General features: G+C 69.2%; 22 protein-coding genes, 1 tRNA gene and 1 riboswitch. Of the genes, 6 read left to right on the top strand and 17 right to left on the bottom strand.

Going from position 1 to position 26570, the window contains the following annotated elements; translation table 11 throughout:
• Positions 1-309: 309 nt before the first annotated feature.
• Positions 310-1170: a hypothetical protein gene (locus AB0N06_RS16425; protein WP_366135358.1), complete on the top strand. Its 861-nt coding sequence runs from the start codon at positions 310-312 to the stop codon at positions 1168-1170.
• Between the two features lie 76 nt (positions 1171-1246).
• Here AB0N06_RS16425 and AB0N06_RS16420 read toward each other — a convergent pair whose 3' ends face one another.
• On the bottom strand, positions 1247-1564 hold the full coding sequence (locus AB0N06_RS16420; RefSeq protein ID WP_366135357.1) for a hypothetical protein: 318 nt from the start codon (positions 1562-1564) through the stop codon (positions 1247-1249).
• Between the two features lie 100 nt (positions 1565-1664).
• Here AB0N06_RS16420 and AB0N06_RS16415 point away from each other — a divergent pair, with 100 nt between their 5' ends.
• Positions 1665-1892, top strand: a complete 228-nt coding sequence (locus tag AB0N06_RS16415) for a DUF4287 domain-containing protein (RefSeq protein WP_037697864.1) — start codon at positions 1665-1667, stop codon at positions 1890-1892.
• Between the two features lie 77 nt (positions 1893-1969).
• On the opposite strand, the gene AB0N06_RS16410 is transcribed toward AB0N06_RS16415, so the two are convergent.
• Entirely contained in the window at positions 1970-2851 is an 882-nt protein-coding gene (locus tag AB0N06_RS16410) for a Bax inhibitor-1/YccA family protein (protein WP_366135356.1), read from the bottom strand.
• Between the two features lie 147 nt (positions 2852-2998).
• Positions 2999-3084: transfer RNA gene (locus AB0N06_RS16405), tRNA-Leu, on the bottom strand.
• Positions 3085-3775: 691 nt separating this feature from the next.
• Between AB0N06_RS16405 and AB0N06_RS16400 the strand changes: the two genes are divergently transcribed.
• Together AB0N06_RS16400 and AB0N06_RS16395 are read left to right on the top strand one after the other, a co-directional pair.
• Entirely contained in the window at positions 3776-4546 is a 771-nt protein-coding gene (locus tag AB0N06_RS16400) for an ABC transporter ATP-binding protein (protein ID WP_366135355.1), read from the top strand.
• A 58-nt stretch (positions 4547-4604) separates the two neighbouring features.
• On the top strand, positions 4605-7130 hold the full coding sequence (locus tag AB0N06_RS16395; RefSeq protein WP_366135354.1) for an FtsX-like permease family protein: 2526 nt from the start codon (positions 4605-4607) through the stop codon (positions 7128-7130).
• 107 nt (positions 7131-7237) lie between these two features.
• Here AB0N06_RS16395 and AB0N06_RS16390 read toward each other — a convergent pair whose 3' ends face one another.
• From AB0N06_RS16390 to AB0N06_RS16330, 13 genes are all read right to left on the bottom strand, one after another.
• The gene (locus tag AB0N06_RS16390) at positions 7238-8542 is read right to left on the bottom strand and encodes a cyclopropane-fatty-acyl-phospholipid synthase family protein (protein WP_366135353.1); all 1305 of its coding nucleotides are present in this window, start codon (positions 8540-8542) and stop codon (positions 7238-7240) included.
• A 291-nt stretch (positions 8543-8833) separates the two neighbouring features.
• Positions 8834-10219 (bottom strand): NAD(P)/FAD-dependent oxidoreductase, encoded by a 1386-nt coding sequence (locus tag AB0N06_RS16385; protein ID WP_358859154.1) that lies wholly within the window; start codon positions 10217-10219, stop codon positions 8834-8836.
• 487 nt (positions 10220-10706) lie between these two features.
• Complete coding sequence (locus AB0N06_RS16380) at positions 10707-11648, bottom strand: Ppx/GppA phosphatase family protein (protein ID WP_366135352.1); 942 nt, start codon at positions 11646-11648, stop codon at positions 10707-10709.
• Between the two features lie 73 nt (positions 11649-11721).
• Positions 11722-12330 carry a DUF501 domain-containing protein gene (locus AB0N06_RS16375; RefSeq protein WP_366135351.1) on the bottom strand — a complete coding sequence of 203 codons (609 nt, stop codon included), beginning with the start codon at positions 12328-12330 and terminating at the stop codon, positions 11722-11724.
• A gap of 81 nt (positions 12331-12411) precedes the next feature.
• Positions 12412-12882 (bottom strand): septum formation initiator family protein, encoded by a 471-nt coding sequence (locus tag AB0N06_RS16370; RefSeq protein ID WP_366135350.1) that lies wholly within the window; start codon positions 12880-12882, stop codon positions 12412-12414.
• A 192-nt stretch (positions 12883-13074) separates the two neighbouring features.
• Entirely contained in the window at positions 13075-14361 is a 1287-nt protein-coding gene (eno, locus tag AB0N06_RS16365) for a phosphopyruvate hydratase (protein WP_366135349.1), read from the bottom strand.
• A 302-nt stretch (positions 14362-14663) separates the two neighbouring features.
• On the bottom strand, positions 14664-15380 hold the full coding sequence (locus tag AB0N06_RS16360; RefSeq protein ID WP_366135348.1) for a transglycosylase family protein: 717 nt from the start codon (positions 15378-15380) through the stop codon (positions 14664-14666).
• A gap of 3 nt (positions 15381-15383) precedes the next feature.
• Positions 15384-15597: riboswitch (cyclic di-AMP (ydaO/yuaA leader) on the bottom strand.
• Between the two features lie 258 nt (positions 15598-15855).
• Positions 15856-16767: a transglycosylase family protein gene (locus AB0N06_RS16355; RefSeq protein WP_366135347.1), complete on the bottom strand. Its 912-nt coding sequence runs from the start codon at positions 16765-16767 to the stop codon at positions 15856-15858.
• Positions 16768-16866: 99 nt separating this feature from the next.
• The gene (locus AB0N06_RS16350) at positions 16867-18144 is read right to left on the bottom strand and encodes a cytochrome P450 (RefSeq protein ID WP_366135346.1); all 1278 of its coding nucleotides are present in this window, start codon (positions 18142-18144) and stop codon (positions 16867-16869) included.
• Between the two features lie 9 nt (positions 18145-18153).
• The gene (locus AB0N06_RS16345; RefSeq protein ID WP_366135345.1) at positions 18154-19116 is read right to left on the bottom strand and encodes a nucleoside triphosphate pyrophosphohydrolase; all 963 of its coding nucleotides are present in this window, start codon (positions 19114-19116) and stop codon (positions 18154-18156) included.
• A gap of 142 nt (positions 19117-19258) precedes the next feature.
• Entirely contained in the window at positions 19259-19915 is a 657-nt protein-coding gene (locus tag AB0N06_RS16340) for a SurA N-terminal domain-containing protein (RefSeq protein ID WP_366135344.1), read from the bottom strand.
• Between the two features lie 177 nt (positions 19916-20092).
• Positions 20093-20482, bottom strand: coding sequence for a GtrA family protein (locus tag AB0N06_RS16335; RefSeq protein WP_366135343.1), 390 nt, complete (start codon positions 20480-20482; stop codon positions 20093-20095).
• Positions 20479-21432 (bottom strand): glycosyltransferase family 2 protein, encoded by a 954-nt coding sequence (locus AB0N06_RS16330; RefSeq protein WP_366135342.1) that lies wholly within the window; start codon positions 21430-21432, stop codon positions 20479-20481. Before AB0N06_RS16330 ends, AB0N06_RS16335 begins: the two co-directional genes overlap by 4 nt.
• A gap of 133 nt (positions 21433-21565) precedes the next feature.
• On the opposite strand from AB0N06_RS16330, the gene AB0N06_RS16325 reads away from it, so the two are divergent.
• On the top strand, positions 21566-24055 hold the full coding sequence (locus AB0N06_RS16325; RefSeq protein ID WP_366135410.1) for a YfhO family protein: 2490 nt from the start codon (positions 21566-21568) through the stop codon (positions 24053-24055).
• Positions 24056-24215: 160 nt separating this feature from the next.
• Here AB0N06_RS16325 and AB0N06_RS16320 read toward each other — a convergent pair whose 3' ends face one another.
• Entirely contained in the window at positions 24216-25049 is an 834-nt protein-coding gene (locus tag AB0N06_RS16320) for a glycoside hydrolase domain-containing protein (protein WP_366135341.1), read from the bottom strand.
• 229 nt (positions 25050-25278) lie between these two features.
• Between AB0N06_RS16320 and AB0N06_RS16315 the strand changes: the two genes are divergently transcribed.
• The gene (locus AB0N06_RS16315) at positions 25279-26442 is read left to right on the top strand and encodes an ISAs1 family transposase (protein ID WP_366135340.1); all 1164 of its coding nucleotides are present in this window, start codon (positions 25279-25281) and stop codon (positions 26440-26442) included.
• Positions 26443-26570 lie beyond the last annotated feature (128 nt).

The raw sequence follows: 26570 nt of genomic DNA, 5'->3' as shown, positions 1-26570 counted from the left end.
GTGGCCCGAGCGGCTGAGCTGAGCTGCAGCGGAGGGTAGGGGGCGCCTGAGGAACGAAGGCGGCACCTGCCCGCAGCGCGGGTGTCCCGAGCCGATGAGCCGGCCGGTTCCGAGCCCCGACCGTGACCGAATCTCCCCCAGGATGTGACCTATCTCCTGGGGGAGAGCCATTTCCGCAGGTCGCACCCACATCAGGGGTAAACCTCAGGCACAAAAAACTGTCCAATTCGTGACGTAATGCACTGACACCGGGCGCAGGCAGAGGACAAGCTGATGTAGGAAGTCGGGGGATCGATTGAAACCGGGAGTATGTCAGTGAGCGCCATGCCTCTTGCCCTGTTGCTGACCGCCGCCGCTGCCACGGCCGTGGGCGCTGCCGCTCTGCACGCTGCTCACGGGCTGCGCAAGCAGGTCATGGCCCTGCGGATGGAGCTGGCTGCCGGCCGTGCCCGTACCGCCGCCGTGCCCCAGCAGGTCCGCAGCACCGGCACCCCCGCCGCCGAGATACGTGCGGCCGTGGCCGAGGCACTCGCCGAGGAGCGTGAGCGCGAGCTCGCCGAGGCGCGGGCGTTCTGGGCCTCCCAGGAAGCGCGCGACGCCGCGGACGCCCCGTCCCTGCTGGGCGGCCTGTCCGGGATCGGCGAGGACGCGCCGTTCTTCATGCCGCGCCAGGCGGACTTCGCGGGCCTCGATGCGATGGACCTCGACGCCACCGAGGCGCTGGAGGAGCTGACGGAACTGGCCGAGTCGGCCGACACAACCGAGTTTCCGGAGACAGTGGAGTTCGCCGAGGACTCCCCCGAGCTGGCGGCGGCCCGTCGCCGTCACCCCTCGCACCCCGACTTCGTACCGGTGCAGACCCCGGTCGTCACCGACCACGAGCGCACCGTGAGCCGGCTGGAGGAGCTCGCCGACAGCCGGACCGAGCTCTCCGACGTCCGTCCCGGCCCGCTCGGCACACTCGACGTCTACGTCTTCGCCGACGGCACCACGCTCTGTATGACCCCCGGCCACCGCGAGACGGCCGAGCGGCTCGCCGAGGCGCTGCTGGCGGGTGAGCACCCGGTGCTACTGGGCGGTTCCGGTGTCTCCGGCGCGTACGCCCTGACCTTCTCCTGCGGCAAGGAGAACGTCTACATCCTCGCCGACCGCGTCATCGCCTCGCTCTGACCTGCGGGAGCCCTCCCCGGTTCCCGCGCAGCGGCCGTCGTCGGCCGCTGCCACGACCTCCCGAACGGGACGGCCGCTACGCGAAAGCCCGGGCGGCCGCTTCCTCGACGAATCGCACGGCCTCGTCCAGTTCGACGGACGGGGCCCTTTCCAATGCGACCGCCAGGTCCCGGCCCGCGACCGCGACCTGGTCGCCGACCGCGAACATCCCCGCGTCCGGCATGATGCGGGGCTCTCGGTCCGGTGCCTCGATGCGCTGGGCCCGTACGGCCAATTCCCTGGCCACGGCCAGCCCTTCGGCGGCCGCTCCGTGCTGGAGCCTGCTCTGCGGGGCGGCGCGCAGCCGGTCGGCGAATCGGTCCACGACGGTGACCAGCGGGGTCGTATCGAGCATGCCGCGACCCTACGCGCCCTCCCATGATGGTTGCCAACGGGCCGACGCTCAGGCACGGTGTCGGGAAGGACCAGCAACGCGCAATGCGTCGGAGGCGCCGGTGACCCATGTCTTCTCCGAAGAGACCCATCGCAATCTGCTCTCCAGAATCCCTCACTGCACCGGTCGTGAAGTCTCCGACTGGCTCCGCACCGTCGAAGACGGCCCTGCCCTCCGGTTCGACGAGAAGGTCAGCTGGCTGCGGAGCGAACACGACCTCGCCTACGGACACGCGAAGGCGCTCGTCCACGAGTACGACCTGAGGCGGGCGGCGCGGAAGCTGCTCTAGGCGAGCGGAACCCGGACAAGCGGAACGGCCCGCAGGCGGTGTGCCTGCGGGCCGTTCCGTCGTGCGGGGCTGTGCGGTCAGTCGTCGCCGCTGAGGATGGACAGCAGACGCAGCATCTCCAGGTAGATCCACACCAGGGTCATGGTGAGACCGAAGGCCGCCAGCCAGGACTCCTCGCGCGGCGCGCCGAACGCGATGCCGTCCTCGACCTGCTTGAAGTCCAGGGCCAGGAAGCACGCACCGAGGATGATCCCGATGACGCCGAAGAGGATGCCGAGACCGCCGCTGCGGAAGCCCAGGCCGTCGCCCCCGCCGAAGACGGCGAACAGCAGGTTGACCACCATCAGGAGCATGAAGCCCACGGCGGCGGCCATCACGAAGCCGTAGAAGCGGCGGGTGACGCGGATCCAGCGCATCTTGTACGCGAGAAGCACACCGGCGAAGACACACATGGTGCCCAACACGGCCTGCATCACCACGCCGGGACCGATGTACGTGGAGACCGCGCTGGAGATCACCCCGAGGAAGACACCCTCGAAGGCCGCGTAGGAGACGATCAGCGCCGGGACCGGCTTGCGCTTGAACGACTGGACGAGCGACAGGACGAACGCCACCAGGGCGGCGCCGATCGCGATGCCGTAGGACTTGCCGAGGTTGGCCTCGTCGACCGGCAGCAGGGCCCAGGCGAGGACCGCGCCGAGCACCACGGTGCCCAGCGTGATCGCGGTACGCGAGACGACATCGTCGATCGTCATCGCGCCGGTGCGCGCGGGCGCCTGCGGGGCGCCGTACTGGGCATCCGGCTGGGCGTAGGGATTAGTGGCGTACGGGTTGGTGGCGGTGCCCTGGGCGTACGGGTTGGCGGTAGCGGCCCCGGCCTGCGGCGCCGCGTTGAAGCTCGCGTAGCCGTTGTCGCGGCTGAACCCCCGTCGCGAGAAGACCGGGTTGCTGCTCCTCATCTCACTCCTTCGTGGCCACCCTGCGTGGCCTTGCCACAAGAGTAATGGGTAGGCAAAGGGTTCACCCTAGTGCCCAAGGAGGATCTTTATGAAGGTTGTTCGCTGAAGTAACGTCCGGCCGATCGGCACCGTCACCGAACGTCGCAGTGGTGCCCGGAGCCGGACTCGAACCGGCACGCCCCCGAGGGGCAGCGAGGTTTAAGCTCGCCGTGTCTGCATTCCACCATCCGGGCTTGGCGCGCGGCTCCGCGTTGGCACCTGACCCTATCCGGGGGTATCCCCCGAACAGCGGAACGGTGGCGCGATGTTGTCTTATTTTATTGACCGTTTGAGGGGCCGTCAGCACGGCATGTAAGGCATAGTCACATGCCTGGGCGGGGCAAGTGGGCACCCGGACCGGCAATCGGGAATGACGGAAACTCGCCTCCCCGGGACAGCCCTGCGCGCCATCGGCCGCCACCCCGCCGGGCAATGGCCTCACCGGCGCTTCTCGCTCCCGGAGCGATCTCCGGCACCCATGGGGCCGCGGGCACACACGTGTCATCTGGATCACAGCGCCGGCCCCCGATCTGCGACGCACCTCCTGACCCCTCCGCCCCGTCGGGCGGAATCAGCCGATCGAGCGACGCAGTCATGCGTCGGCACAGTCGTGCGAGGGGTGAGCGGGGCGCCGCGCCCGGTCCGCCCGACCCTCACTCTGTGTGATCTTCGGATCCAGGTGTGCGCGCCGCGGAGGAATCGGTTCGGCGTACGACCGGCTCAGGGTCGGTGTCATACCCGAGGAGGACGAATCGCCCCTCCGGTGCGACTCAAGTGGCCCTCCGGAACGGGCACGGGGGCTGACGACCGGCAGCGGATCAGCGCCGACGATGGAGTAGTCCGCTTCCGGACCCCCGAACCGAAGCCCTGAACAGGAGTGTCCCCGTGACCATCACCTCCACCGCTCACCGCGCCACCGCGGTGGCTGCCCGCGCCACGGATCTGTCCAAGGTCTACGGACAGGGCGAGACCCAGGTGAAGGCCCTGGACCGGGTCACCGTGGACTTCCCGCAGGGTGAGTTCACCGCGATCATGGGCCCGTCCGGCTCCGGAAAGTCCACCCTCATGCACTGCGTGGCCGGTCTCGACAGCTTCAGCAGCGGTTCGGTGCGGATCGGCGAGACGGAGCTCGGTTCCCTCAAGGACAAGCAGCTCACCCAGCTCCGCCGGGACAAGATCGGTTTCATCTTCCAGGCGTTCAACCTGCTGCCCACGCTGACCGCGGCGGAGAACATCACGCTGCCGATGGACATCGCGGGCCGCAAGCCCGACGCCGAGTGGCTGCGCAAGGTCATCGAGATGGTCGGGCTCTCCGACCGGCTGAAGCACCGGCCCACCGAGCTCTCCGGCGGCCAGCAGCAGCGTGTCGCGGTGGCCCGCGCCCTGGCCTCGCAGCCGGAGATCATCTTCGGTGACGAGCCCACCGGCAACCTGGACTCCCGCTCCGGCTCCGAGGTGCTGGGCTTCCTGCGCAACTCCGTGCGCGAGCTGGGGCAGACCGTGGTGATGGTGACCCACGACCCGGTGGCCGCCTCCTACGCGGACCGGGTGATCTTCCTGGCGGACGGGGCGATCGTCGACCAGATGATGCGCCCCACCGCGGACGGGGTCCTCGACCGGATGAAGGCGTTCGACGCCAAGGGCCGTACCAGCTGAGCACGGACCGCCCCCGCGCCCTCTTCCGGAACCCCTCCCCATCCCAGGACTGACAGACATGTTCCGTACTGCCTTGCGCAATGTGCTCGCGCACAAGGCCAGGCTGCTGATGACCGTTCTCGCCGTGATGCTCGGCGTGGCCTTCGTCTCCGGCACTCTGGTCTTCACCGACACCCTCGGCAACGCCTTCCGCAACCAGTCGGCGAAGAGTTACGACCACATCGCCGTCGCCATCACCACCCACGCGGGCCAGCACGACAACAAGACCTCCGGCATCGACGCCGCCACGCTCAAGAAGATCCAGGGCCTGGACGGGGTGGCCACCGCCACCGGCCGGGTCTCCGGCTTCGCCGGGGTCGCCGACCCGCACGGCAAGCTGATCGGCAACGGCTGGTCCAACACCGGCACCAACTTCTCCCCCGGCCCGAACGACAAGGACGCCTCGTACACCTTCGTCGACGGCACGGGTCCGGCCGGCGACGACCGGATCGCGCTCGACAAGGAGACGGCGAAGAAGGGCGAGTACAAGGTCGGCGACCGGGTACGGGTCGCCACGAACGGCCCGGTGAAGGAGTACACCCTCTCCGGTGTCTTCACCACCGAGGACGGCGCGGTGAACGCGGGCGGCAGCCTGGTCCTCTTCGACACCCCGGTCGCCCAGCAGCTCTACCTCAAGCCCGGCTGGTTCCAGGACGTCACCGTCACCGCGGCGGCCGGCGCCTCCGACCGGAAGCTGCTGGACGCGGTGGAGCCCCTGCTGCCCAAGGACGCCACCGCCCAGACCGGCAAGGTCCTCGCCGATGACCAGGCGAAGCAGATCGAGAGCAGCCTGGACAGCCTCAACACGATGCTGCTCGCCTTCGCGGCCATCGCCCTGTTCGTCGGCATCTTCCTGATCGCCAACACGTTCACCATGCTGGTCGCCCAGCGCACCAAGGAACTGGCGCTGCTGCGCGCCGTCGGCGCCTCCCGCCGGCAGGTCAAGCGCTCCGTACTCCTCGAAGCGGCCGTGGTCGGCGCGCTCGCCTCCGTGATCGGCTTCCTGCTCGGTCTCGGTCTCGCCACCGGACTGCGCTCGGCGATGAGCCTGATCGGCGGGAAGATCCCGGCCGGACCGCTGGTGATCTCCCCCGTCGCGGTCGGCGCCGCGTTCGGCGTCGGCATCCTGATCACCGTGCTGGCCGCCTGGCTGCCGGCCCGCCGCGCCGCAAAGATCGCGCCGGTTGCCGCGATGAGCAGCGTCCACGCGGTGGCCACCACCAAGTCGCTGGTCGTACGGAACTCGATCGGCGGGGTGCTCACCCTGCTCGGTGCGGCCGGGATCCTCGCGGGTGCGGCGACCGGTTCGGACGGCCGGACGATGATCGGGATCGGTGCCTTCGTGGCGCTGATCGGTGTCATCGTGCTGATCCCGCTGCTGTCGCGGCCGGTCATCGCCCTGGTGCGGCCGATGCTGCTGAAGCTGTTCGGGGTCTCGGGCAAGCTGGCTGCGCAGAACGCGGTCCGTAACCCGCGGCGTACCGGGGCGACCGCCTCCGCTCTCGCGATCGGTCTCACCCTGGTCACCGGCATCTCGGTGCTGGGCGTCACGCTCGGCCAGGCGGTCGACCGGATGACGACGGACAACATCAGGGCCGACTACATGATCTCGATGGCGAGCGGCGACTCGCTCGACGAGTCGGCGCTCACCGCCCTGGAGAAGTCCGACGTCGTCGTCGCGGTCTCGCCCCAGCAGGCCGCCTCCATCCAGGTCAAGGGCACGTACCACCCGGTCTCCGGGGTCACCCCGGGCGATGTGCAGAAGGTCTTCTCCCTGAAGACGGTCTCCGGTTCGCTGGACTCGCTGGGCGACGGCGAGATCGCCGTCGGCGACAAGACCGCCAAGTCGAACGGCTGGAAGACCGGCACCTCCCTCCCGGTGACGTACGACGACGACAAGAAGGGCACCCTGACGGTCGGCGCGGTCTACGAGGAGAACGAATTCCTCGCACCGGTCCTGATGCCGAGGGACATCCTGACCGCGCATCAGAGCCACCCGGACATCCGCGAGATCTGGCTGAAGACGGACGGCGGCGCGTCGAAGGCCAACGAGCAGGCCCTGGTCGACGCCCTGGGTGACAACCCGGCGATGTCCGTCATGGACCGGCAGGACATCCGGGACACGTTCGGCGGCTTCATCAGCATGGCGCTGAACATCATGTACGGGCTGCTGGCGATGGCCCTGATCATCGCGGTGCTGGGGGTCATCAACACCCTGGCGATGTCGGTCTTCGAGCGTCAGCAGGAGATCGGCATGCTGCGGGCGATCGGTCTGGACCGGCGCAGGGTCAAGCGCATGATCCGGCTGGAGGCCGTGGTCATCTCGGTCTTCGGTGCGGTGATCGGGGTCGCGCTCGGTACGTTCCTCGGCTGGGCGATCGGCCGGACGCTGGCCTCCGACATCCCGGACTACGCCCTGGTGATCCCGTGGGACCGGATCGCGGTCTTCCTGGTACTGGCGGCGCTGGTGGGCGTGCTGGCCTCGCTCTGGCCGGCCCGCAGCGCCGCGAAGCTGAACATGCTGACGGCGATCAAGACCGAGTAAGACCGTCGGTCTCACGAGTGAGCCCCCGGCAGTGAGCCCCTGACAGGGAGGGCCGGTACCCGCAAGCTGAAGCTGCGGGTACCGGCCCTCTCTGCGCTCATACGTGTTCAGCCGGCCGCGGACGTCTTCCATTCGCGGGCGCGCAGCGGCATCCGGGAGGATCCGTCGTCCACCGGACGCACCGCGAGGATCTGGTTGACCCCGATCCTGTTGTGCTCGAAGGACAGGGCGGAGGCGGCCATGTAGAGGCGCCAGACCCTGGCCCGGCCGGGCGAGGTCATCGTGACCGCCCGGTCCCAGTGCTTCTCCAGATTGGCGACCCAGCGGCGCAGGGTCAGTGCGTAGTGCTCACGGATCGACTCGACGTCACGGGCCTCGAAGCCGGCCTCCTCGAGGGTGGCGACGGTCCGGCCCAACGGGGCGAGTTCGCCGTCGGGGAAGACGTACGCGTCGATGAACTCGTCCACGTGGTACGCGGACTCGTCCCGTTCGGGGCGGCGGGCGATCTGGTGGTTGAGCAGCCGGCCGCCCGCTTTCAGAAGGGCGTAGAGGTCGTCGGCGTAGTCGCGGTAGCGGACCGAGCCGACGTGCTCGGCCATTCCGATCGATGAGATGGCGTCGTACGGGCCGTCCCTGACGTCCCGGTAGTCCTGGACCCGGATCTCGATCCGGTCGGTCAGACCTTCCTCGGCAATGCGCTTGCGGGCGTATGCGGCCTGTTCGACGGAGAGGGTCACCCCGGTGACCTGGGCGCCGTACTCGCGGGCCGCGTGGATGGCCATGGAGCCCCAGCCGCAGCCGACGTCGAGGAGGCGGTCGCCCTCCTTCAGCGCGAGCTTGCGGCAGACCAGGTCGAGCTTGTCGCGCTGGGCGTCCTCCAGGCTGCCGTCGCTCTCCCAGTAGGCGCAGGAGTAGACCATGGACGGGCCAAGGACCAGTTCGTAGAAGTCATTGCCCACGTCGTAGTGGTGGCTGATGGCCTCCTTGTCGCGGCGCTTGGTGTGGAGGGGGCCGGTGCGGCGGCGGACCTCCTCGGCGGGCGGGGGCGGTGGCGGCCAGGGTCCCGCCAGGTGCAGCAGACTCCGGGCAGCGGCCCGGAGCTGTGGGTTCCGGATCGGGTGGACGGTGTCCTTCGCGTCCACGCCGCGCTCCCAGAGCAGTCCGGCCATCAGATCCAGCGTCTCGTAGAGATCGCCGTCGATGTCGAGTTCGCCGGCCACCCAGGCGCGGGCCAGGCCCAGTTCGCCCGGCTTCCAGAGCAGCCGGCGCAACGCGCGGCGGTTCCGGATGACGAGAACGGGGGCGCCGGGCGGTCCGGATTCGCTGCCGTCCCAGGCCCGGATCCGGACCGGCAGGGGTTCTCCCAGCAACTCCTCAGCGAGAGCGGTCAGCCGCAACGCGGCGTCTGCCATGGCGTACACCTCCGTGATGGTGTTTCCCAACGAGCCCAAACATGCCCAAACATGCCTCGAACCACGCCATGTACCCGTGGTGCCACGACGAGGTACACCCCGTCAACACTCTCCGGCGCCAACGCCATCCCGCAGTGGCGCAACGGCACGGCACAACGCCTGCACGCCACACATATGTGCCGGGCGGTCACTCCCGGGCTCCGGACACGCCGAAGGGGCCGCCCGCACCACGGATGGCGGGCGGCCCCTTCGGGCGTCGTACGGAGAGGATCCGGCGGATCGGAGCCCGGGCTAGGAGGCCTTGGCCTTCTCGCCCTCGGTCTTGGCGGCGGCCGGAGCCGGGGCCGGCTTGGCGGCCTCGTAGAACTCCTCGCGCGGCGTCTCCATGGCGCCGAGCGAGACGACCTCGCGCTTGAGGAACATCGCAAGGGTCCAGTCGGCGAAGATCCGGATCTTACGGTTCCAGGTCGGCATCGCCATGCCGTGGTAGCCACGGTGCATGTACCAGGCGAGACGGCCCTTGAGCTTGATCTTCATCTTGCCCATGACGATCATCGCGACGCCCTTGTGCAGGCCGAGACCGGCGACTGCACCCTTGTTGGCGTGGCTGTATTCCTTCTGCGGGAAGCCGCGCATCCCGGAGATGACGTTGTCGCCGAGAACCTTGGCCTGACGCAGCGCGTGCTGGGCGTTCGGCGGGCACCAGGCGTTCGGGTTACCGGCCCTGCGGCCGACCATGTCCGGAACCTGGGCATTGTCGCCCGCAGCCCAGATGTAGTCGGTGCCCTGCACCTGGAGCTTCTCGGACGTGTCCACGTGACCGCGCGGACCGAGCGGCAGGCCGAAACGGGCCAGCGCCGGGTTCGGCTTCACGCCGGCCGTCCACACGATGGTGTTGGAGTCGACCTCGAGGCCGTTCTTCAGGACGACGTGACCGTCGACGCAGGAGTCCATGGAGGTCGAGAGGAAGACCTCGACGCCACGGGACTCCAGGTGCTCCCGGCCCCAGGTGCCCAGCTTCGGGCCGACCTCGGGAAGGATCTTGTCGGCGGCGTCGACGAGGATGAAGCGCATGTCCTCGCGCTTCACGTTCGTGTAGTACTTCGCCGCGTCGCGGGCCATGTCCTCGACCTCGCCGATGGTCTCCGCACCGGCGAAGCCGCCGCCCACGAAGACGAACGTCAACGCCTTGCGGCGGACGTCCTCATCGGTCGTCGAGTCGGCCTTGTCCAGCTGCTCGAGAACGTGGTTGCGCAGGCCGATGGCCTCCTCGATGCCCTTCATGCCGATGCCCTGCTCTGCCAGGCCGGGGATCGGGAAGGTACGGGAGACGGCGCCCATCGCGATGACGAGGTAGTCGAAGGGCAGCTCGTAGGCCTCGCCGACCAGCGGCGCGACCGTGGCGACCTTGCGGTCCTGGTCGATGGTCGTGACGCGGCCGGTGAGAACCTCGGCCTTCGGCAGTACGCGTCGCAGCGGCACGACGACGTGCCGGGGCGAGATGCTGCCTGCGGCGGCTTCGGGGAGGAAGGGCTGGTAGGTCATGTACGACCGGGGGTCGACGACCGTGACGGTCGCCTCTCCGTAGCGCATCTTCTTCAGAATGCGCCGAGCTGCGTACAGGCCTACGTACCCACCGCCTACTACGAGGATCCTGGGACGCTCCGTGGTGCTCATGCCATCGAGTATCCACCCCCCTCGGGGGGCATGCTCGTGAGCCCCTTCACAAGGTATCGCCCACCCTCTGCTACACTTCGCCGCCCACGTGAGCGAGGTCATGGCGCCACAGGGGAACCACGGTGCAGCGGCGAACGTTGTTCACCGCTTGTGAGCTGGCCCTTGAGCCCCGCGAGCGGGGTGAAACACCCCTTCGGCCAACACCGCAGCAACACGTCCGGAACCCTCCCCTGTGCACAGCGAGCGGGTCCGCGGACGGTCACGGGGCCCCGTACGGAGCAGAAGTGCGCATCAAGGGAACGAATTCCTTGTGAAGAAGTTCACGAACTTCGTCGCGGAGCGTCTCCCGAAGAGGTCCCGGAGGGGCTCCCAGCGACTCAAAAGTGCAGGCGGGAGTGCGCATGAGCGCCCTCTCGGCGCCTCTTGCCGCACCCCCGCGAACAGCCTTTCGGGCGCCCTTTCGAGCAGGCTGCCGACGTCCTGCCGGCTACGCGACGGACCAGGCGATCCCGTCGAGAATGTCGTGCTCGCTGACGACGATCTCGCGGGCCCCGGTCCGCTTCATCACGCCCAGCAGGACGAGCGCCCCGGCGGTGATCACGTCGACCCGCCCCGGATGCATCGCGGGGATCGCGGCTCGCTCGGCGTGGGTCGAGGTGACGAGCCGTCCGGTGATCTCCTGGACCTGCTCGAAGGAGATCCGGGAGTGGTGGATCGCCTCGGAGTCGTACTCCTCCAGCCCCAGCGCGATCGCGGCCACGGTGGTGACGGTGCCTGCGAGGCCGACGAGCGTGGCGGCTTCGGTGAGCGGGACGGTCTCCTCGGCCAGATCGAGGGCGGCGTCGATGTCCGCGCGGATCGCGGTGATCTGACCCGATGTGGGAGGGTCGGTGACGACGCCGTCGCGTACGAGATGGCGCTCGGTCATCCGTACGCAGCCGATGTCCACCGACCGCGCGGCCAGGACCCGGTCGTCGCCGACGACGAACTCGGTGGAACCGCCGCCGATGTCCACCACCAGGTAGGGCTTCGGCAGGTGTTCGCTGCCCGCGAGCTCCTTGGTGGCGCCGTCGAAGGAGAACTCGGCCTCCTGGTCGCCGCTGATCACTTCGGGCTCGACGCCGAGGATGTCCAGCACGCCGCGGACGAACTCGTCCCTGTTCTCCGCGTCGCGGGAGGCGGAGGTAGCGACGAAGCGGATCCTCTCCGCGCCGTACTCCTTGATCACCTCCGCGTACTGGCGGCAGGCGGCGAACGTCCGCTCCAGGGCCTCGGGGGCGAGCCGGCCGGTACGGTCGACGCCCTGGCCGAGGCGGACGATCTCCATCCGGCGGTCGAGCTCGACGAGCTCACCGGTGGACGGGTCCGCGTCGGCGACGAGCAGACGGATGGAGTTCGTACCGCAGTCGATGGCGGCCACGCCAGTCATAGGTGCTCCTAGAAATCAAGCCCCTCCGGCGATTGAGGAGCGGGGGTCCGGGGGCGGAGCCCCCGGGGAACGGTCAGCCCTCGTCCGGCGCCCCGTCGGCCGGCCGGAACGCGAAGTCCCCGCCCTCCGACGTCTCGACGGTCCGGCCGTCCTTCTCCTCCGGCGCGCCGCACGGCGTCACGCAGGGCCCCTTGCGCCACCACTCCGGCAGCATCGCAATCGCCTCGTCGCCCAGCGGGTTCACGCCCGGCCCCGCCGCCAGCGAGTGCCCCACCAGCACGTGCAGGCACTTCACCCGGTCCGGCATGCCGCCCGCGCTGGGAAAGCCCTCCAGCACCTCGATCGCGTCGCGCCGGGCGATGTAGTCCTCGTGCGCGGCACGGTAGGCAGCCGCCAGCTCCGGGTCCGTGGCCAGACGCTCCGTCATCTCCTTCATGACGCCGTTCGCCTCCAGCGTGCCGATCGCGGAAGCCGCGCGCGGGCACGTCAGGTAGTACGTCGTCGGGAACGGCGTACCGTCCTCCAGCCGCGGGGACGTCTCGACCACGTCCGGGTTGCCGCACGGGCAGCGGTGCGCGATCGCGCGCAGCCCGCGCGGCGGGCGGCCGAGCTGCTGCTGGAACGCGGCGATGTCCGCCTCGGTGGGTGTGGTGGACTCGGTCTGGGGAGGGGGCGTTTCCATGCCTGCCTTGGATCTACTCGGATGCGTGAACTACGGCTCCGCACAGTGCTGCGGAGACGAGGTGAACAAGGGAATGAGAAGTCAGTTGCGGTCGGCGCTGTCCACGCCGTCCCACAGGTTGGAGTGCCACGGCCGGTCGGTCTCCTTCGCCCCTCCGCTGCGCTCCTTCGCCGCGTCGGGGTCGATCACCGTGTAGCTGGTCTCCCCGGGAGTCACGTAGTGCAGGTGCTCCCGGGCCAGCCGCCGGACGTACGCGTCGTCCTGGAGGCGCGCCTTCTCGTCGCGCAGCTCCTCGGTGCGCTTCTCGGCCTCCTGCGCCAGCCGCTCCTGGTCGGCGATGTCGTCACGCTGCGACACGTACTGCCGCATCGGGTACGCGAGCGCCACCACCAGGGAGCAGACGACCAGGGCGAGGAACGCGGCCCGGCCGGTGAGCCGGGAGCGGCGGGCCTGGCGGCGATTCTGGGACCGGTAGACGCGGGCGGCGGTCTGCTCACCGAGCAGTCGCAGCCGGGTCGCGGTGGAGAACCGGTCCCGGTCCTTCGCGGCCATGTCTCCGCCTCCCACTACGCACGTCCGTCCCCGCACACGGTACGGGACCGAGTGCGGGGACGGACGGAGGCCGTGGCCTTTGCCCGGTACCGGGCCTGCGATCAGCCCTTGCTGCGCTGATCAGTTCGCGGAGCGCTGTGCTGATCAGTTCGCAGAGCGCTGTGCTGATCAGTTCGCAGAGCGCTGTGCTGATCAGTTCGCAGAGCGAAACCGCGGGAACGCGGAGCGGCCCGCGTACACCGCCGCGTCGTCGAGGATCTCCTCGATGCGCAGCAGCTGGTTGTACTTGGCGACGCGGTCCGAGCGGGCCGGGGCGCCGGTCTTGATCTGGCCGCAGTTCACCGCGACGGCGAGGTCGGCGATGGTGACGTCCTCGGTCTCGCCGGAGCGGTGGGACATCATGCACTTGAAGCCGTTGCGCTGGGCCAGCTCGACGGCGTCCAGGGTCTCGGTCAGCGAACCGATCTGGTTGACCTTGACGAGCAGGGCGTTGGCGGAGCCCTCCTCGATGCCGCGGGCCAGGCGCTCCGGGTTGGTGACGAACAGGTCGTCGCCGACGATCTGCACCTTGGCGCCGAGCTTCTGGGTGATGACGTTCCAGCCGGCCCAGTCGTCCTCGTACAGCGGGTCCTCGATGGAGACCAGCGGGTACGCGGAGACGAGTTCCTCGTAGTACTCGGTCATCTCGGCGGCCGAGCGGGACTTGCCCTCGAACTCGTACGTGCCGTCCTTGTAGAACTCCGAGGCGGCGACGTCGAGCGCGAGCGCGATGTCCTTGCCCGGGACGTAACCGGCCTCCTTGATGGCCTCGATGATGAGGTCCAGGGCGGCGCGGTTCGACTCCAGGTTCGGCGCGAAGCCGCCCTCGTCACCGAGACCGGTCGACAGGCCCTTGGTCTTCAGGACCTTCTTCAGCGTGTGGTAGACCTCGGCGCCCCAGCGCAGCGCCTCGGAGAAGGACTCCGCGCCGATCGGCGCGATCATGAACTCCTGGATGTCCACGTTGGAGTCGGCGTGCGACCCACCGTTGAGGATGTTCATCATCGGGACGGGCAGCAGGTGCGCGTTCGGGCCACCGAGGTAGCGGAACAGCGGCAGGTCCGCGGCCTCGGACGCGGCGTGCGCGACGGCCAGCGAGACGCCGAGGATGGCGTTGGCGCCGAGCGAGCCCTTGTTCTCGGTGGCGTCCAGGTCGAACATGGCCTGGTCGATCAGCCGCTGCTCGGTGGCGTCGTAACCGACGAGCTCCGGGCCGATCTGCTCGATCACGGCGAGGACGGCCTTCTCGACGCCCTTGCCCTGGTAGCGGTTGGGGTCACCGTCGCGAAGCTCAATGGCCTCGAACGCACCGGTGGAGGCGCCGGACGGCACGGCAGCACGGCCCGTGCTGCCGTCGTCGAGGCCAACCTCGACCTCGACCGTGGGGTTTCCGCGGGAGTCGAGGATTTCCCGGGCTACGACGACGTCGATGGACGGCACGAGGCATCTCCTTCTGGGATATGACGCTGGTTGTGCAGGGTCGCTTTGGCCTTGCGACAAGAGCCTAACCGGCTGGGCCGCCTCGGTCCGCCGACCGCCCGCCCCCTGGGACGGAAAAGGACCCAAGGGCACTCATAGCAGGGCAACGGTGCAGATTTCTACTGACCGGTATCGACAACAGTTGAACTCTGAGTACGAAAAACCCCGACCCGGCACGTACGGGGGAATCCGCGCCGGGTCGGGGTGCTCGGGGAGGAGAGAGCCCGTATCTACGGGGAGCCCGTGTCCACGGAGCGCCCGTCCTACTTCGTCAGGTGGAGCTGCTGACCCGGGTAGATCAGGTCGGCGTCCTCGACGATGTCCTTGTTCAGCTTGAAGAGCTGCTGCCAGCCGCCCTTCACCTTGTGCTGCGCGGCGATCTTGCTGAGCGAGTCGCCGGACTTCACCTTGTACTCGCCGTCACCCTTGGCGACCTTCTCGCCGGTCGGCGTGGTGACGGTCTTCTTGGGGGCGGTGCCACGGTCCGCGCGGGAGGCAGCGGGGGCCTCGGTGCGCTCGGCCGGCTTCGGCGCGGCCTGCTTCGACTCCTGCGCCGGGGCGCTCTGCTGCGTGGTGGAGCCGGTGTCGACACCCGGGTCGACACCGTCGTTGGTGAGGCCACCGGCGTGGGCACAGCCCCAGGCACCCGGGCCCTGCATGGCGAGGAGCTTCTCGGCGGTGGCGATCTGCTGAGCCTTGGTGGCGAGGTCGGCGCGCGGGGCGTACTGCGTACCACCGGCGGCGGCCCAGCTGGACTGCGAGAACTGCAGGCCGCCGTAGTAGCCGTTGCCGGTGTTGATGGACCAGTTGCCACCGGACTCGCACTGGGCGACGGCGTCCCACGTGGCGACGGAGGCGGCGGAGGCACCCGTCGCACCCATCAGGGGAGCGGCGATGGCGACACCGGTCACACCGGCGAACGTGGCGACGCGGACGGCCTTGGACGGGCGGCGGTGCTTGCCCTTGCTGTTCAGCAGCATGGAACTTCTCCTCACCGACGCCTACGAGGTGAGCTGTCGGGTTCGGGCCAAGTGAGTTGCCCGGTCGCACGTCCTAGCACGCGACTTCACCCCGAGCCGGTCCTGACGGTCTTTCGACCATCGGGCCCGGCGGCTTACCTGGGTCCCCCGCTCCTGCCTACGGCGCCTTACGCGTCTGTTCCCTTCGACCGACGGCAGGATTCGGCGTGACGGTCGACGGGGCCCGCGGTGCGAGCGGTTCCGACCGTAAACGTATGCAACCTCGACATTCAAAGATGGGCATAACGGACAATCAGTCCTTACCTGCATCCGACTGCGCAGCGTTTTCGCAGGTGAGGGGTCATGCGGACGGACCCGGCGGACGCGACACGCCAGTTGACGCAAAGAGACCCATGTCTCACTTACGCATAAGCGGACATAGGTCCCTGAACTACCCCGATTTTTGGGGTGCTTTTAGCTGCTTATCGGACTGCCCTCACTTCGACTTCACGTCGAGATCGAGGCTCTGGCCAGGCAGGATGAGGTCCGGGTCGCCGCCGACCGCACCCTTGTTCGCCTCATAGAGAGCGGGCCATCCACCGCGAACCTTCTGCGCGTCAGCAATCACCGAAAGGTTGTCGCCCGGCCGGACGGTGTAATCGCGGTCGGCCGCCGTCGCGCGCGTGTCGCGCCTCTCACTGTTACCGCGGGAAGCATGCCGGCCCGAGTCCCGGCCGCCGCCCCTGCCCGCGCCCTCGCTCACCTCGGGCGCCGGTGCGCCGCGGTGCTTACCACCCGCCTCACTGTCGGACGAGCCAGACTTCTGGGGCGAGTCGGATGAATCAGACTTCTTGGAGGGTGACGTGGATGACGGCCCTGCCGACGGCTTGTGCGACGCCTTGCCCGAAGACGCGGCGGATCCCTTGGCCGACCCCTTGGCGGACCCCTTGTCGGACGGCGCCTCGGACGCCTTCCCGCGCTCCGCCGGTTCGGCCGACGACACGATTCCCGGGTCGACCCCCGGCGACCCCCCGTCCTCCGTGAGCCCGGAGATGGCCGCACAGCTGGGCCACGCCTTCGGCCCCCGGTCCTCCAGGACCTTCTCGGCGACCGCTATCTGCTGCGAGCGGCTGGCGAGGTCGGCGCGCGCGGCGTACGCCTCACCGCCGTACGACTTCCAGTCGTCCTGCGAGAACTGAAGACCGCCATAGGAGCCGTTGCCGAGGTCGGCGCTCCACATGCCGCCGCTCTCGCACTCCGCGACCCGGTCCCAGGTCGTGGCGTCGGCGGCGTGCGCACCGGCCGCGCCGAGCAGGGGAATAGCGATGGCCGAACCGGTCACGCCTGCGGCGACGACGATCGCGGGTGCCTGGCGAGGGCGACGGTGCCTGCCGTTCGCGGAGCCCATGGGATTGCCTTCCGTGTGACTGACAAGGTGAGTCGAACGGTGAACGTAGCGGCACTCGAACACTTGTCACAAGTCGATGCAGCGCAGATCACGTGAAAGTCACAGCGTTGACAGAGTGTCACCTCGATCGGAACGCCGACCGGGACCGAACTCCACCGGAAGCGTGCGCAGTCCACGCATGATGAGTCCGCCACGCCACCGCACATCGGTAGGTTCCACCGCAAGCCGCAGATCCGGGAGGCGCCTCAACAGTGTGGCCAGGGCAGCCTGTCCCTCCAGTCGGGCAAGCGGTGCTCCCAGGCAGTAATGGATGCCGTGCCCGTATCCGAGGTGCTGATTGTCACGCCGCGCGAGGTCAAGGGTGTCCGGGTCCGCAAACCGCTCCGGGTCCCGGTCGGCGGCGGCGAGCACCACCAGTACGGGGTCACCCGCCGCGATCCGCTGCCCGCCGAGGGTCAGCGGCTCGGTGGCGAACCGCCAGGTCGCCAGCTCCACCGGACCGTCGTACCGCAGCAGTTCCTCGATACCGGTCTCCAGCAGCCCGGTCTCCCCCGCGTCGAGCGAGCGCTGCAGCCGCTCCCGCTGCTCCGGATTGCGCAGCAGGGCGTACACCCCGTTGCCGATGAGGTTGACCGTCGTCTCGAATCCCGCGAAGAGGAGGATGAAGGCCATGGCGGCGGCCTCGTTCTCGGTGAGGTGCTCGCCGTGGTCACTGGCCCGGATCAGCCCCGAGATCAGGTCCTCCCCCGGGTTCTCCCGCTTCCGGTGGATGAGCTCCGCGAGATAGCCGCGCATCTTCTTCACCGACCGGGCCACCCCGCCACGCGGACCGCCGCCGTGGCGGATCATCATCCCCGCCCAGTCCCGGAAGTCGTCCTGGTCCTCACGCGGGACGCCGAGCAGGTCGCAGATCGCATAGATGGGGAGCGGGAACGCGAAGTCGTGGATGAGGTCCGCGGATCCCTCCTCGATGAAGTTGTCGATGAGGTGGTCCGTCAGCTCCTGCACCCGCGGGGCGAACTCGGCGACCCGGCGCGGCGTGAACGCCTTCGAGACCAGCCGGCGCAGCCTGGTGTGGTCGGGCGGGTCGATGTTCAGCAGATGCGTCATCAGCTCGGCCTTGCGCTCGCCCGGGATGCCGGTCTTCCCCTTGGCGTGCGCCGGTTCGTCGTGGTGCGCGGGGTTCTTGGAGAGCCGGGCGTCGGCGAGGGCCTGCCGGGCGTCCTCGTACCGCGTCACGAGCCATGCCTCGACCCCGCTGGGCAGCGCGGTGCGGTGCACGGGGCTGTGCTCGCGCAGCCAGGCGTAGGCCGGGTACGGGTCGGTGGCGAACTCCCAGGTGAAGAGTTCGGGGGCGTCGGCGGGGCTGTCGTTCACCCCCTGACGTTATCCGTTGGCTTCCGCGGCGAGGATCGCGTCCCGGTAGACGCGGCCCGCGGCGCGCAGGGCGGCCTCGGGGTCCGTGCCGTCCTGTTCCGCGCGTACGGCCAGGGCGAGGAGCTCGTAACCGATGCTGTCGCCCGTCGGGAGCGGCACATCGAGTCCGGCGGCACGGACCCGGCTCGCCAGCTTCGCGGCCAGCGCCAGTCCGGGCTGCCCGAGCGGGACGCCGTCCGTGACCGAGTCGCGCTGCTTCTCGATGGCCTTGGTACGCAGCCAGTGCGCGTGGACGTCCTCCGGGGTCTCGGCGGTCTCGTCACCGAAGACATGCGGATGGCGGTGGATCAGCTTCTCGACGAGGGTCGCGGCGACATCGTCGACGGAGAACGGCTCGTCCGTGTCCTCCTCCGCGATCCGGGCGTGGAAGACGACCTGGAGAAGGACGTCCCCGAGCTCCTCGCGCAGTTCGTCGCGGTCGCCGTCCTCGATCGCCTCGACGAGTTCGTACGCCTCCTCGATGGCGTACTTGGCAAGCCCCTCATGGGTCTTCTGCGAGGTCCACGGGCACTCGACCCTGATCCGGTCCATGACCTGGACGAGGTCGAGAAGGCGGGCGCCGGGCAGATCGTATGAACCGGGCAGCAGCTCCAGGTTCGGCATCTGCACCCGGCCCGACCCGGCCAGCCGGGCCAGCCCGTCCGTCAGCGGCTGATTGCCCTCACCCCCGGTCACGACCACGACGGTCCGGCCGCCCGCGCAGGCGTCGACGAGTTCCTGCGCGGTGGGCGCGGTGTGCTCGACCGTGACGCCCGCCTCGCGCAGGTACGGCAGCTGGGGCTGGTCGGACTCGGCGCAGAGCACCCGGTCGGCGGCGTGCAGCGTCTGCCAGGCGGGCCAGGACAGCAGTCCGGGCGCGACCCGGTGGCTGGCCGTGAGCAGGACGATACGACCGGGGTCTTCAGCGTTCACCCCACCAACTTACTAGTGCCGTGACCGGCAGTGTTTGCGACGGGGCAAAGCTTGCCGGGAGGGGCACCAGGGGCCCGGCCGGACGCCTCTCGTTCGGATCATGCCGGGCTCGCGGGGTCCGGCACGATCCGAACGAGAGACCCTAGGCGCCGGCTGGGGCTTCCTGCTGGGCCGGCGTGGTGACCTGGGTGATCCACGGGGCCTTGTATTCGGCGAGCTGGGTCTGCTTGTTGTCCCAGGTGCCGAAGCGCGGGTTGACGTCGATGTGCAGCGACTTCGACGCCGCGCTGAGCGCATCGCCGACGGCCTTCTGCCCGGCGGGCTGCTGCAGGTCGGCACCGAACGTCTGGGCGAGCTTCGACAGCTGGACCTGCTCGCGCAGGACGGCATCGATCTGGTTCGGGGCGACCCAGCTCTGCTGCAGCATCATCGCCCGCAGCTGTGCCTCTCCCCCGGACTGGGAGACCGCCGACTGCCGCATCTCCTGGACCTCCTTGCGGCTGACCGTGACGCCCGCGTCCGCGGCGGCCTTGTCGAGGATCCGGTCGAAGATCATCCCGTGCAGCTTGGCCCGGCTGAGCTGCCCGGACTTGTTGATGAGCTGGACGGACTGGTCGGACCCGTTCTGCGCGGTACGTACGTCCGCCACCTGGGCCTGCACGGTGGACACCTCGATGCGGTCTCCGCCGACCACGGCTGCGGCACCTGGGTGGGCCTGGTTGCCGCAGGCGGAGAGCAGCGGCGCCGCGACGAGCATGGCGGCGGAGACGACGAGCGCGGTGCGACGGCGGCGGTGCAAAGGAGCCTCCCGGGGAGATTGAGACAGCAGGTGCGGCGCGCCGCGCCCCGTTGAGGGGTGCTGGCCGGGCGACGGGCGGGCGCACAAGACCTTGCGGTGATCGATGTTAGGCAGTGGGCGTGATCCCGGCCACTGATTCGACCAACGATTCGGGAGGAGTTGCGGATGTGGGCCTGTTCACCGCCCCTCCACGGCCGTTTCCGGCCGCAGCATGATCGCGCGGGACACCACGAACGTGATCGGGATGGCCGCCACCGCCGCGACCAGCGGTGCGTAACGGCTGCTGAATCCGGCGAGGTCGACCAGCAGCCAGACACCTGCGGTCGTGACGGTGAAATTGGCGGCGTTGGTCAGCGGGAAGAGCAGGAACTTCCGCCAGGTGGGACGGGTCCGGTAGGTGAAGTACGAGTTCAGCAGGAACGAGCCGGTCATGCTCGACGCGAACGCGATCACATGCGCGGCCAGATACGGCAGCCTGGTCAGCAGGGCCAGATAGCAGCCGTAGTACGTACCGGTATTCACGACGCCGACGAGTGCGAAGCGGATCATCTGCGCCCGGACCGTCATCGGCGTACGAACTCCCGGTGCTGATTCGGTACGGCGGCATTGTCGGCCTTCACCAGGAAGTGCGGGCGCTGCTTCACCTCGTAGTAGATGCGGCCGACGTACTCACCGACCACACCCACTATCACCATCTGCACCCCGGCAAGAGCCGTGACCACGACGATGAGCGTGACGTAGCCGGGCGTGTCCACGCCTTTCACCAGGGCGAATCCCACGATCCAGGCGGCATAGGCGAGGGCGACGGACATCAGCACCATGCCCAGGTATAACGCAGCGCGCAGTGGCTTGTTGTTGAACGAGAGCAGCCCGTCGAGTCCGTAGTTGAGGAGCTTCCCGAAGGTCCAGGTGGAGCTGCCCTGCTCGCGGACGGCATTCTCGTAACCGAAGGTCGTCGTCGGGAATCCGACCCAGGCGAACAGTCCCTTGGAGAACCGGTTGCACTCGGTGAGTTCGAGGACGGCGTCGACAGTGCGCCGGGACAGCAGCCGGAAGTCGCCGACGCCGTCGACCAGTTCCACGTCCACCAGGCGATTGATCAGCCAGTAGTAGGCGCGGGCGCCGACGGTGCGGGTGAGACGGTCGCCCTTGCGGGTGCGGCGGGCGACGACCTGGTCGTAGCCGTGGGCGTGCTCGTCCAGCATGCGGCCGATGAGCTCCGGCGGGTGCTGGAGGTCGGCGTCCATGATGACGACCGCGTCGCCGTCGGCGTGCTGAAGGCCGGCGAGCATGGCGGCCTCCTTGCCGAAATTCCGGCTGAAGGAGAGGTAGCGGATCCGCGGGTCGGCGGCGGCCAGCTCCTCCAGAACCGGAAGCGTGCGGTCCGCACTGCCGTCATCGACGTAGACCAGCTGGAAATCATGCCCCAGCCGTGTCATCTGCTCCGTGACACGCGCATGGAAGCGTCCGAGGATCTCCTCCTCGTTGAAACAAGGCACCACCAGCGAGATCAGCACGGGAGTACCTCACCCTGTCGTTCCGTCAGATATATATGCGTCACATGGATAGTGAGCAACCATTGCGTGAATTGAACTATGGAGGAAACACTTCGACACGGTTCCCTCGCCCGTGGCTGTCATATTCCTCCGTATGCCGACCTTCCGCCCCCGCCCGGCCGCGGCCGGGCTCGCCGCGCTGATCACTGCCGTCACCGTGTGCGCGGGCGATGCGGCGGCCCGCAGCTTTCCGTTCGGGCCGCACACCAGGAGTGTCAATGACCTCGGAAATCAGTTCGTTCCGTTCCACGTCCGGCTCTGGGACCTGCTGCACAAAAACGCCGATGGCGGGCTGTTCCTGAATTGGTCTTCCGGATACGGGACCAGCTTCCTGCCCGACCTCGGCACCTATCTGACCAGCCCGTTCGCGCTGCTCGTCGGGGTCTTTCCGCGGGACCGCATCGACCTCGCGGTCTACGTGGTGACGGTCCTGAAGATGGCGTCGGCCGCGGCGGCGATGGCCTGTCTGCTGCCCGCGCTGCGGAGCGGGCGCTGGTGGGTGGCCGGGGTGCTCGGATCCGCGTACGCGTTGTGCGGCTGGTCGGTCATCGAGGCGTCGTACAACCCGATGTGGCTCGACGGTCTGATCGCCCTCCCGCTGCTCTGCCTGGCCGGTGAGTGGGCGCGGACGGGGCGGCACCGGATCGCCGCACCGTTGCTCGTCGCGGTGGTGTGGGCGGCCAACTTCTACACGGCCTACATGGCGACGCTCGGGACCGCCCTGGTCCTCGCGGTGCGGTTCTTCACGGAGCGGGAGGACCGGCGGGCGGTGGGCCGGGGACTGGTGCGGGCGGTCCGCACGGTCGGGGTGGGGATCGGTCTCGCGGCGCCCGTCCTGATTCCCGTCTATCTGGGCACGAAGCACGCCTACCCGGGCTGGGACCGCACCTTCGCGCCCGCTTCCTGGACCGATGTGCTCGCCCGGCTGCTGCCCACCACGTACAGCTTCTTCACCCCGGCTCTCTTCATCGGTACGGGCACCCTGCTCCTGGCCTGTGCGCTGGCTTTCCAGCGGTCCGTGCCGCGGCGCGAGCGGTGGGCGTGGGCGGGGCTGGTGGCGGGGGTCGCGCTGTCGTTGCAGTGGGGGCCGACGCATCTGCTCTGGCATGCCTTCGCCACACCCAACGGCAGTCCGTACCGGCAGACGTTCGTGCTGGCCGGACTGGTGGTGATCACTGCCTGGATCTCGGTCTCGTACGAGGGGCCGGGGTGGCGGGCGCTGCTCGGCGGGGGCGCGGTGCTGGTGCTGATCGCGGCCGGGGCCGGCTTCAGCGGCCTGGTCACGCGGTGGACATATCCGCTGTTCGCAGCCGGTCTGCTGACGGCGGTGGGCGCGCTGGTGCTGGTCGCCCGTGGCCGCAGGTTCGCCGTGCTCGCCGCTGTGCTGCTGATCGGCGCGCAGGCGGGGCAGGCCGCAGCGACCACCGCGTTCGCCGACCGGCAGAAGCTGAACCGGCTCGACCACTACGCGCCGTGGGGCGAGCGGCAGCGAATACAGGCGGCGGCGGTCGCGGGCACCGACGGCTGGCCGCGCTATCGCACCGACCCCGGCCGTGAGCAGACCACCGCGAACGATCCGCTGCTGGTGGGCGGCCAGGGCGCCGCGTACTACAGCAGCCATACGCCGGCGGTGCTGACCCGCACCCTGCGTGCGCTGGGCGGCGGGTGGACGTCCAACGGCCGGGCTGTGCAGAGCCTGGACAACCCCGTCACGGACGCGATCTTCTCGGTCGGTGCGCGAGTGCGCGGGCCGCGCGATCCGTATCAGGTGTGGAACGCCCCGGACGACCGGCCGGTGACGGTGAGCGGTGAGGAGGCGCCGCCGCTGGTGACGGTACGGCCGCCGGGCGGGCCCGTGCCGTACGGCCGGTCGCCGTACCGCAACCAGGAGGCGCTGCTGGGCTCGACGGTGTACACGGTGCCGAAGACGGTGCTGCGCGCAGCGGATGGTGGTGCGGTGACAGACCGGGGTGCGTACGACTACCGGGTGGGGCGCGGCACGTACACGCTGACCGCCCACTGCCCGGCCGCCTCGGAGGCCTATCTGTGGACACCCGATCTGTTCGGCTCGGCGCGCCTCGGCACGGGCCCGGAGGTCGAGCTCAAGGGGCAGCTCCCGGCCCGCCGCGCCCCGATGGAGCGTCTGGGGTCGGCCGGCGGGAGCGCGCCGGTGGTGGTCACGCTGACCTCGGTACGCAAAGGGACCGTGCCGCACGAGGCGATCGGCTGCCTGGACCGAACCCGGCTGGCGTCGGCGGTCGCAGGACTGAAGCGCACCGGTGCGACCGCCGTCCATGTCACCGCCGACGGCATACGGGCCCAGCTGCCGCCCGGCAGCACCGGAACGGTCGTGGTCGCCGCGCCCCGGATCGCGGGCTGGAGCTGCGAGGGGCGGCCCGCCGACAGCTACCTGGGTCTGGTCTCCACCCCCGTGCCCGCTCACGGCACCGCCGTCGACTGCATCTTCCGGCCCCCCGGCCTGCGGGCGGGTGCGGCGGTAGGGGCGGGCGCGGCGCTCGCCCTGCTGATGACGGGAGTGTGGGGAGCGCGACGGCGACGACTGGGCCCCGCCTCCGCGAACTAGTGCCGCGACCGGCAAGGTTTGCCCGTCAAGGAGCGGCGGCCGGTGCGTGTGATCGCAAGGCGGCCGGAAGCCCTTGTAGCGGAGCTACCTGGGCTTTTGGCCAACGCTGCGAGCGCGCGTGCCGGGCGCCGCGACGGGGCAAACCTTGCCGGTCGCGGCACTAGCCCACGATCGCGACCGGGGCGTCCCAGGCGTTCCGGTCGATCGTGAGCGTGCCCCCGGTGTGCGTCACCTTCTTGTTGACGGCGTACTGGTGGCCGCGGCGGTGCCCGGTGTACAGCGTCGGGGCGTACGGGAAGCCCGTGGTGGTGGAGTACACGTCGTCGTAGCGGGCGTACCAGAGGATCTCCGGCAGGTCCGTGCGGTTCGTGGCGTTGGCCACGACGGCGGCGCTGGAGTTGCTGAAGCCGTAGAAACCGGACCAGTACCCCTTGGCCTTGACCGTCTTGTCGAACGACCGGACGTAGGTGAGCACCGTGTTCACGCAGGAGGTGTTCTTCGGGTCGAAGTACTCCATGTCGAGGTAGACGGGGCTGCCCGGCTTCATACCGAGGGCGGCCTCCTTCGCCACGGCGTCGTTGGCGTCGGTGACGGCCAGTGAGGCGGCATTGATGGCGGTCATCTTCTCGGGGTTGGCGCTCGTCTGGCACGGCGGCTGCGCGCCGACGTACAGCGGGACCAGCTCCCACCCGGTGGCACTGACGGACTTCACCCAGGACGCGGTGAGATTGGGCTGTGCGCAGCCGCGGTTCTTCCCGCCGACGTACACGGCGGCACCGTGGTAGACGGAGGAGCTGTACCAGCCCTTCATGGTGGTCAGCGACGGCGCGGTGCAGGTGTCGAAGACATGCCCGGTGTAGATCTTCGGCGCGGGCCTGGAGACGGTGGTGGCGGTGGCGGCCTCGGCGGCGAACGCGCCACCGGCGAGTACAGCGACGCCGGCCACGGCCAGGGAGATACGGCGACGCTTCTTGGATATGCGGTGAGAAGGCACAGAGACCTCGACAGTGCTCGGAAGAACGCGCGAAAGAAGTGAGAGGCCGACGGGCAGGGGCCGTTGCAAGATCAGTGTTCGCCCGGTTCGTCGGAGTGGGACGGAGCTGGGCGGGGTGCCCCGCTTTGGGTGAGGACGGACGCAGTACAGGCACGGCCTCGGTGATCATGTGAGTGTCTACGTCCCATGAACACTTGGCGAGCCCGTGCCTGCTTCTGCATCTTCTCTCATGCCCTGTGGTCTGGATCAACTGGCCCTGCTCTCCTCGCCGGCCCCGCTGCCGGACGCGGTCGCTCTGTCCGGGTTTCTGGACCTGATGCCCGATCCGCGCGGACTGCGTGGACGCCGATATCTGCTGTCCGCGCTGGTGACTGCCGCGGCAGCGAGCGTGCTGGCGGGCGCCCGCTCGCTGAGCGCGATCACCGAGTGGATCGCGGATGCTCCGGTGTGGGCCTGCCGGGCGCTCGGTTTCCCCGTCAATCCGCTGACCGGGGCCGTGTCCGTGCCGCACCCTCATACCCTGCGCCGGCTGTTGGTCCAACTCGACGGCGACGCCCTTGACCAGGCGATCGGCGCCTTCCTCACCGCCCGCGCCACCCCCGCGCCCGCCGGCCTGCGGGCAATCGCCGTCGACGGGAAAGTACTGCGCGGCTCGCGCACGGCCACCGTCCCGGCCGTCACCCTGCTGGCCGCGATGGACCACGCCGGAAGCGTCCTCGCCCAGCGTCAGGTCGCCGACAAGAGCAACGAAATCCCTGCCTTCGCACCCTTGTTGGACACCGTCGACCTCTCCTGCACGGTGATCACCGCTGACGCCCTGCACACCCAGCACGCCCACGGCACCTACCTCCGCACCCGCGGCGCCCACTACATCGCCGTCGTCAAGGCCAACCATCCCGGCCTGCTCGACCGCATCCGCCGGCTTCCCTGGCAGGAGATCGGCCTCGACCACTACGAGCGCACCCGCGCCCACCACCGCCAGGAGATCCGCCGTCTGAAGACCGCGACCTTCGCTCACATCGACTACCCCGACGCGAAGCAGGCCCTCCAAGTCGTGCGCTGGAGAAGGAATCTCAGCACCGGCAAGCTGACGATCGAACGGGTCTACCTGATCACCAGCCTGCCGCCCGGAGCGGCGACAGGCACTCAGCTCGCGGCTTGGATCAAGGGCCACTGGAAGATCGAAAATCTTCTCCACCATGTCCGCGACCGCACCTTCCGCGAGGACGACTCCAAAATCCGCACAGGCCACCTGCCCCGGATCATGGCCGGGCTCCGCAACCTCGCCATCGGCATCCACCGCCAGGACGGACGGACCAACATCGCAGCCGCCCTACGTCACGCTGCCCGCGACTGCCGCAGGCCCCTGACCGCCCTCGGACTCACCGGATGAACCCGGACAGAACCCGATCTTGCAACGGACCCTGGGAGCTGTCGATTAATTACTGATCGTTTTGGGGCTGTCCCATCCAATGAGGTTCGCGAGGTCCTGGGCGGTGGCTGCGGTGATCGGGGCGGGCT

The organism is Streptomyces sp. NPDC051020, assembly GCF_040683105.1.
Taxonomy (GTDB): domain Bacteria; phylum Actinomycetota; class Actinomycetes; order Streptomycetales; family Streptomycetaceae; genus Streptomyces.
Note: the sequence above shows the minus strand (reverse complement) of the source record. Positions and strands in the feature narration are given on the sequence as shown.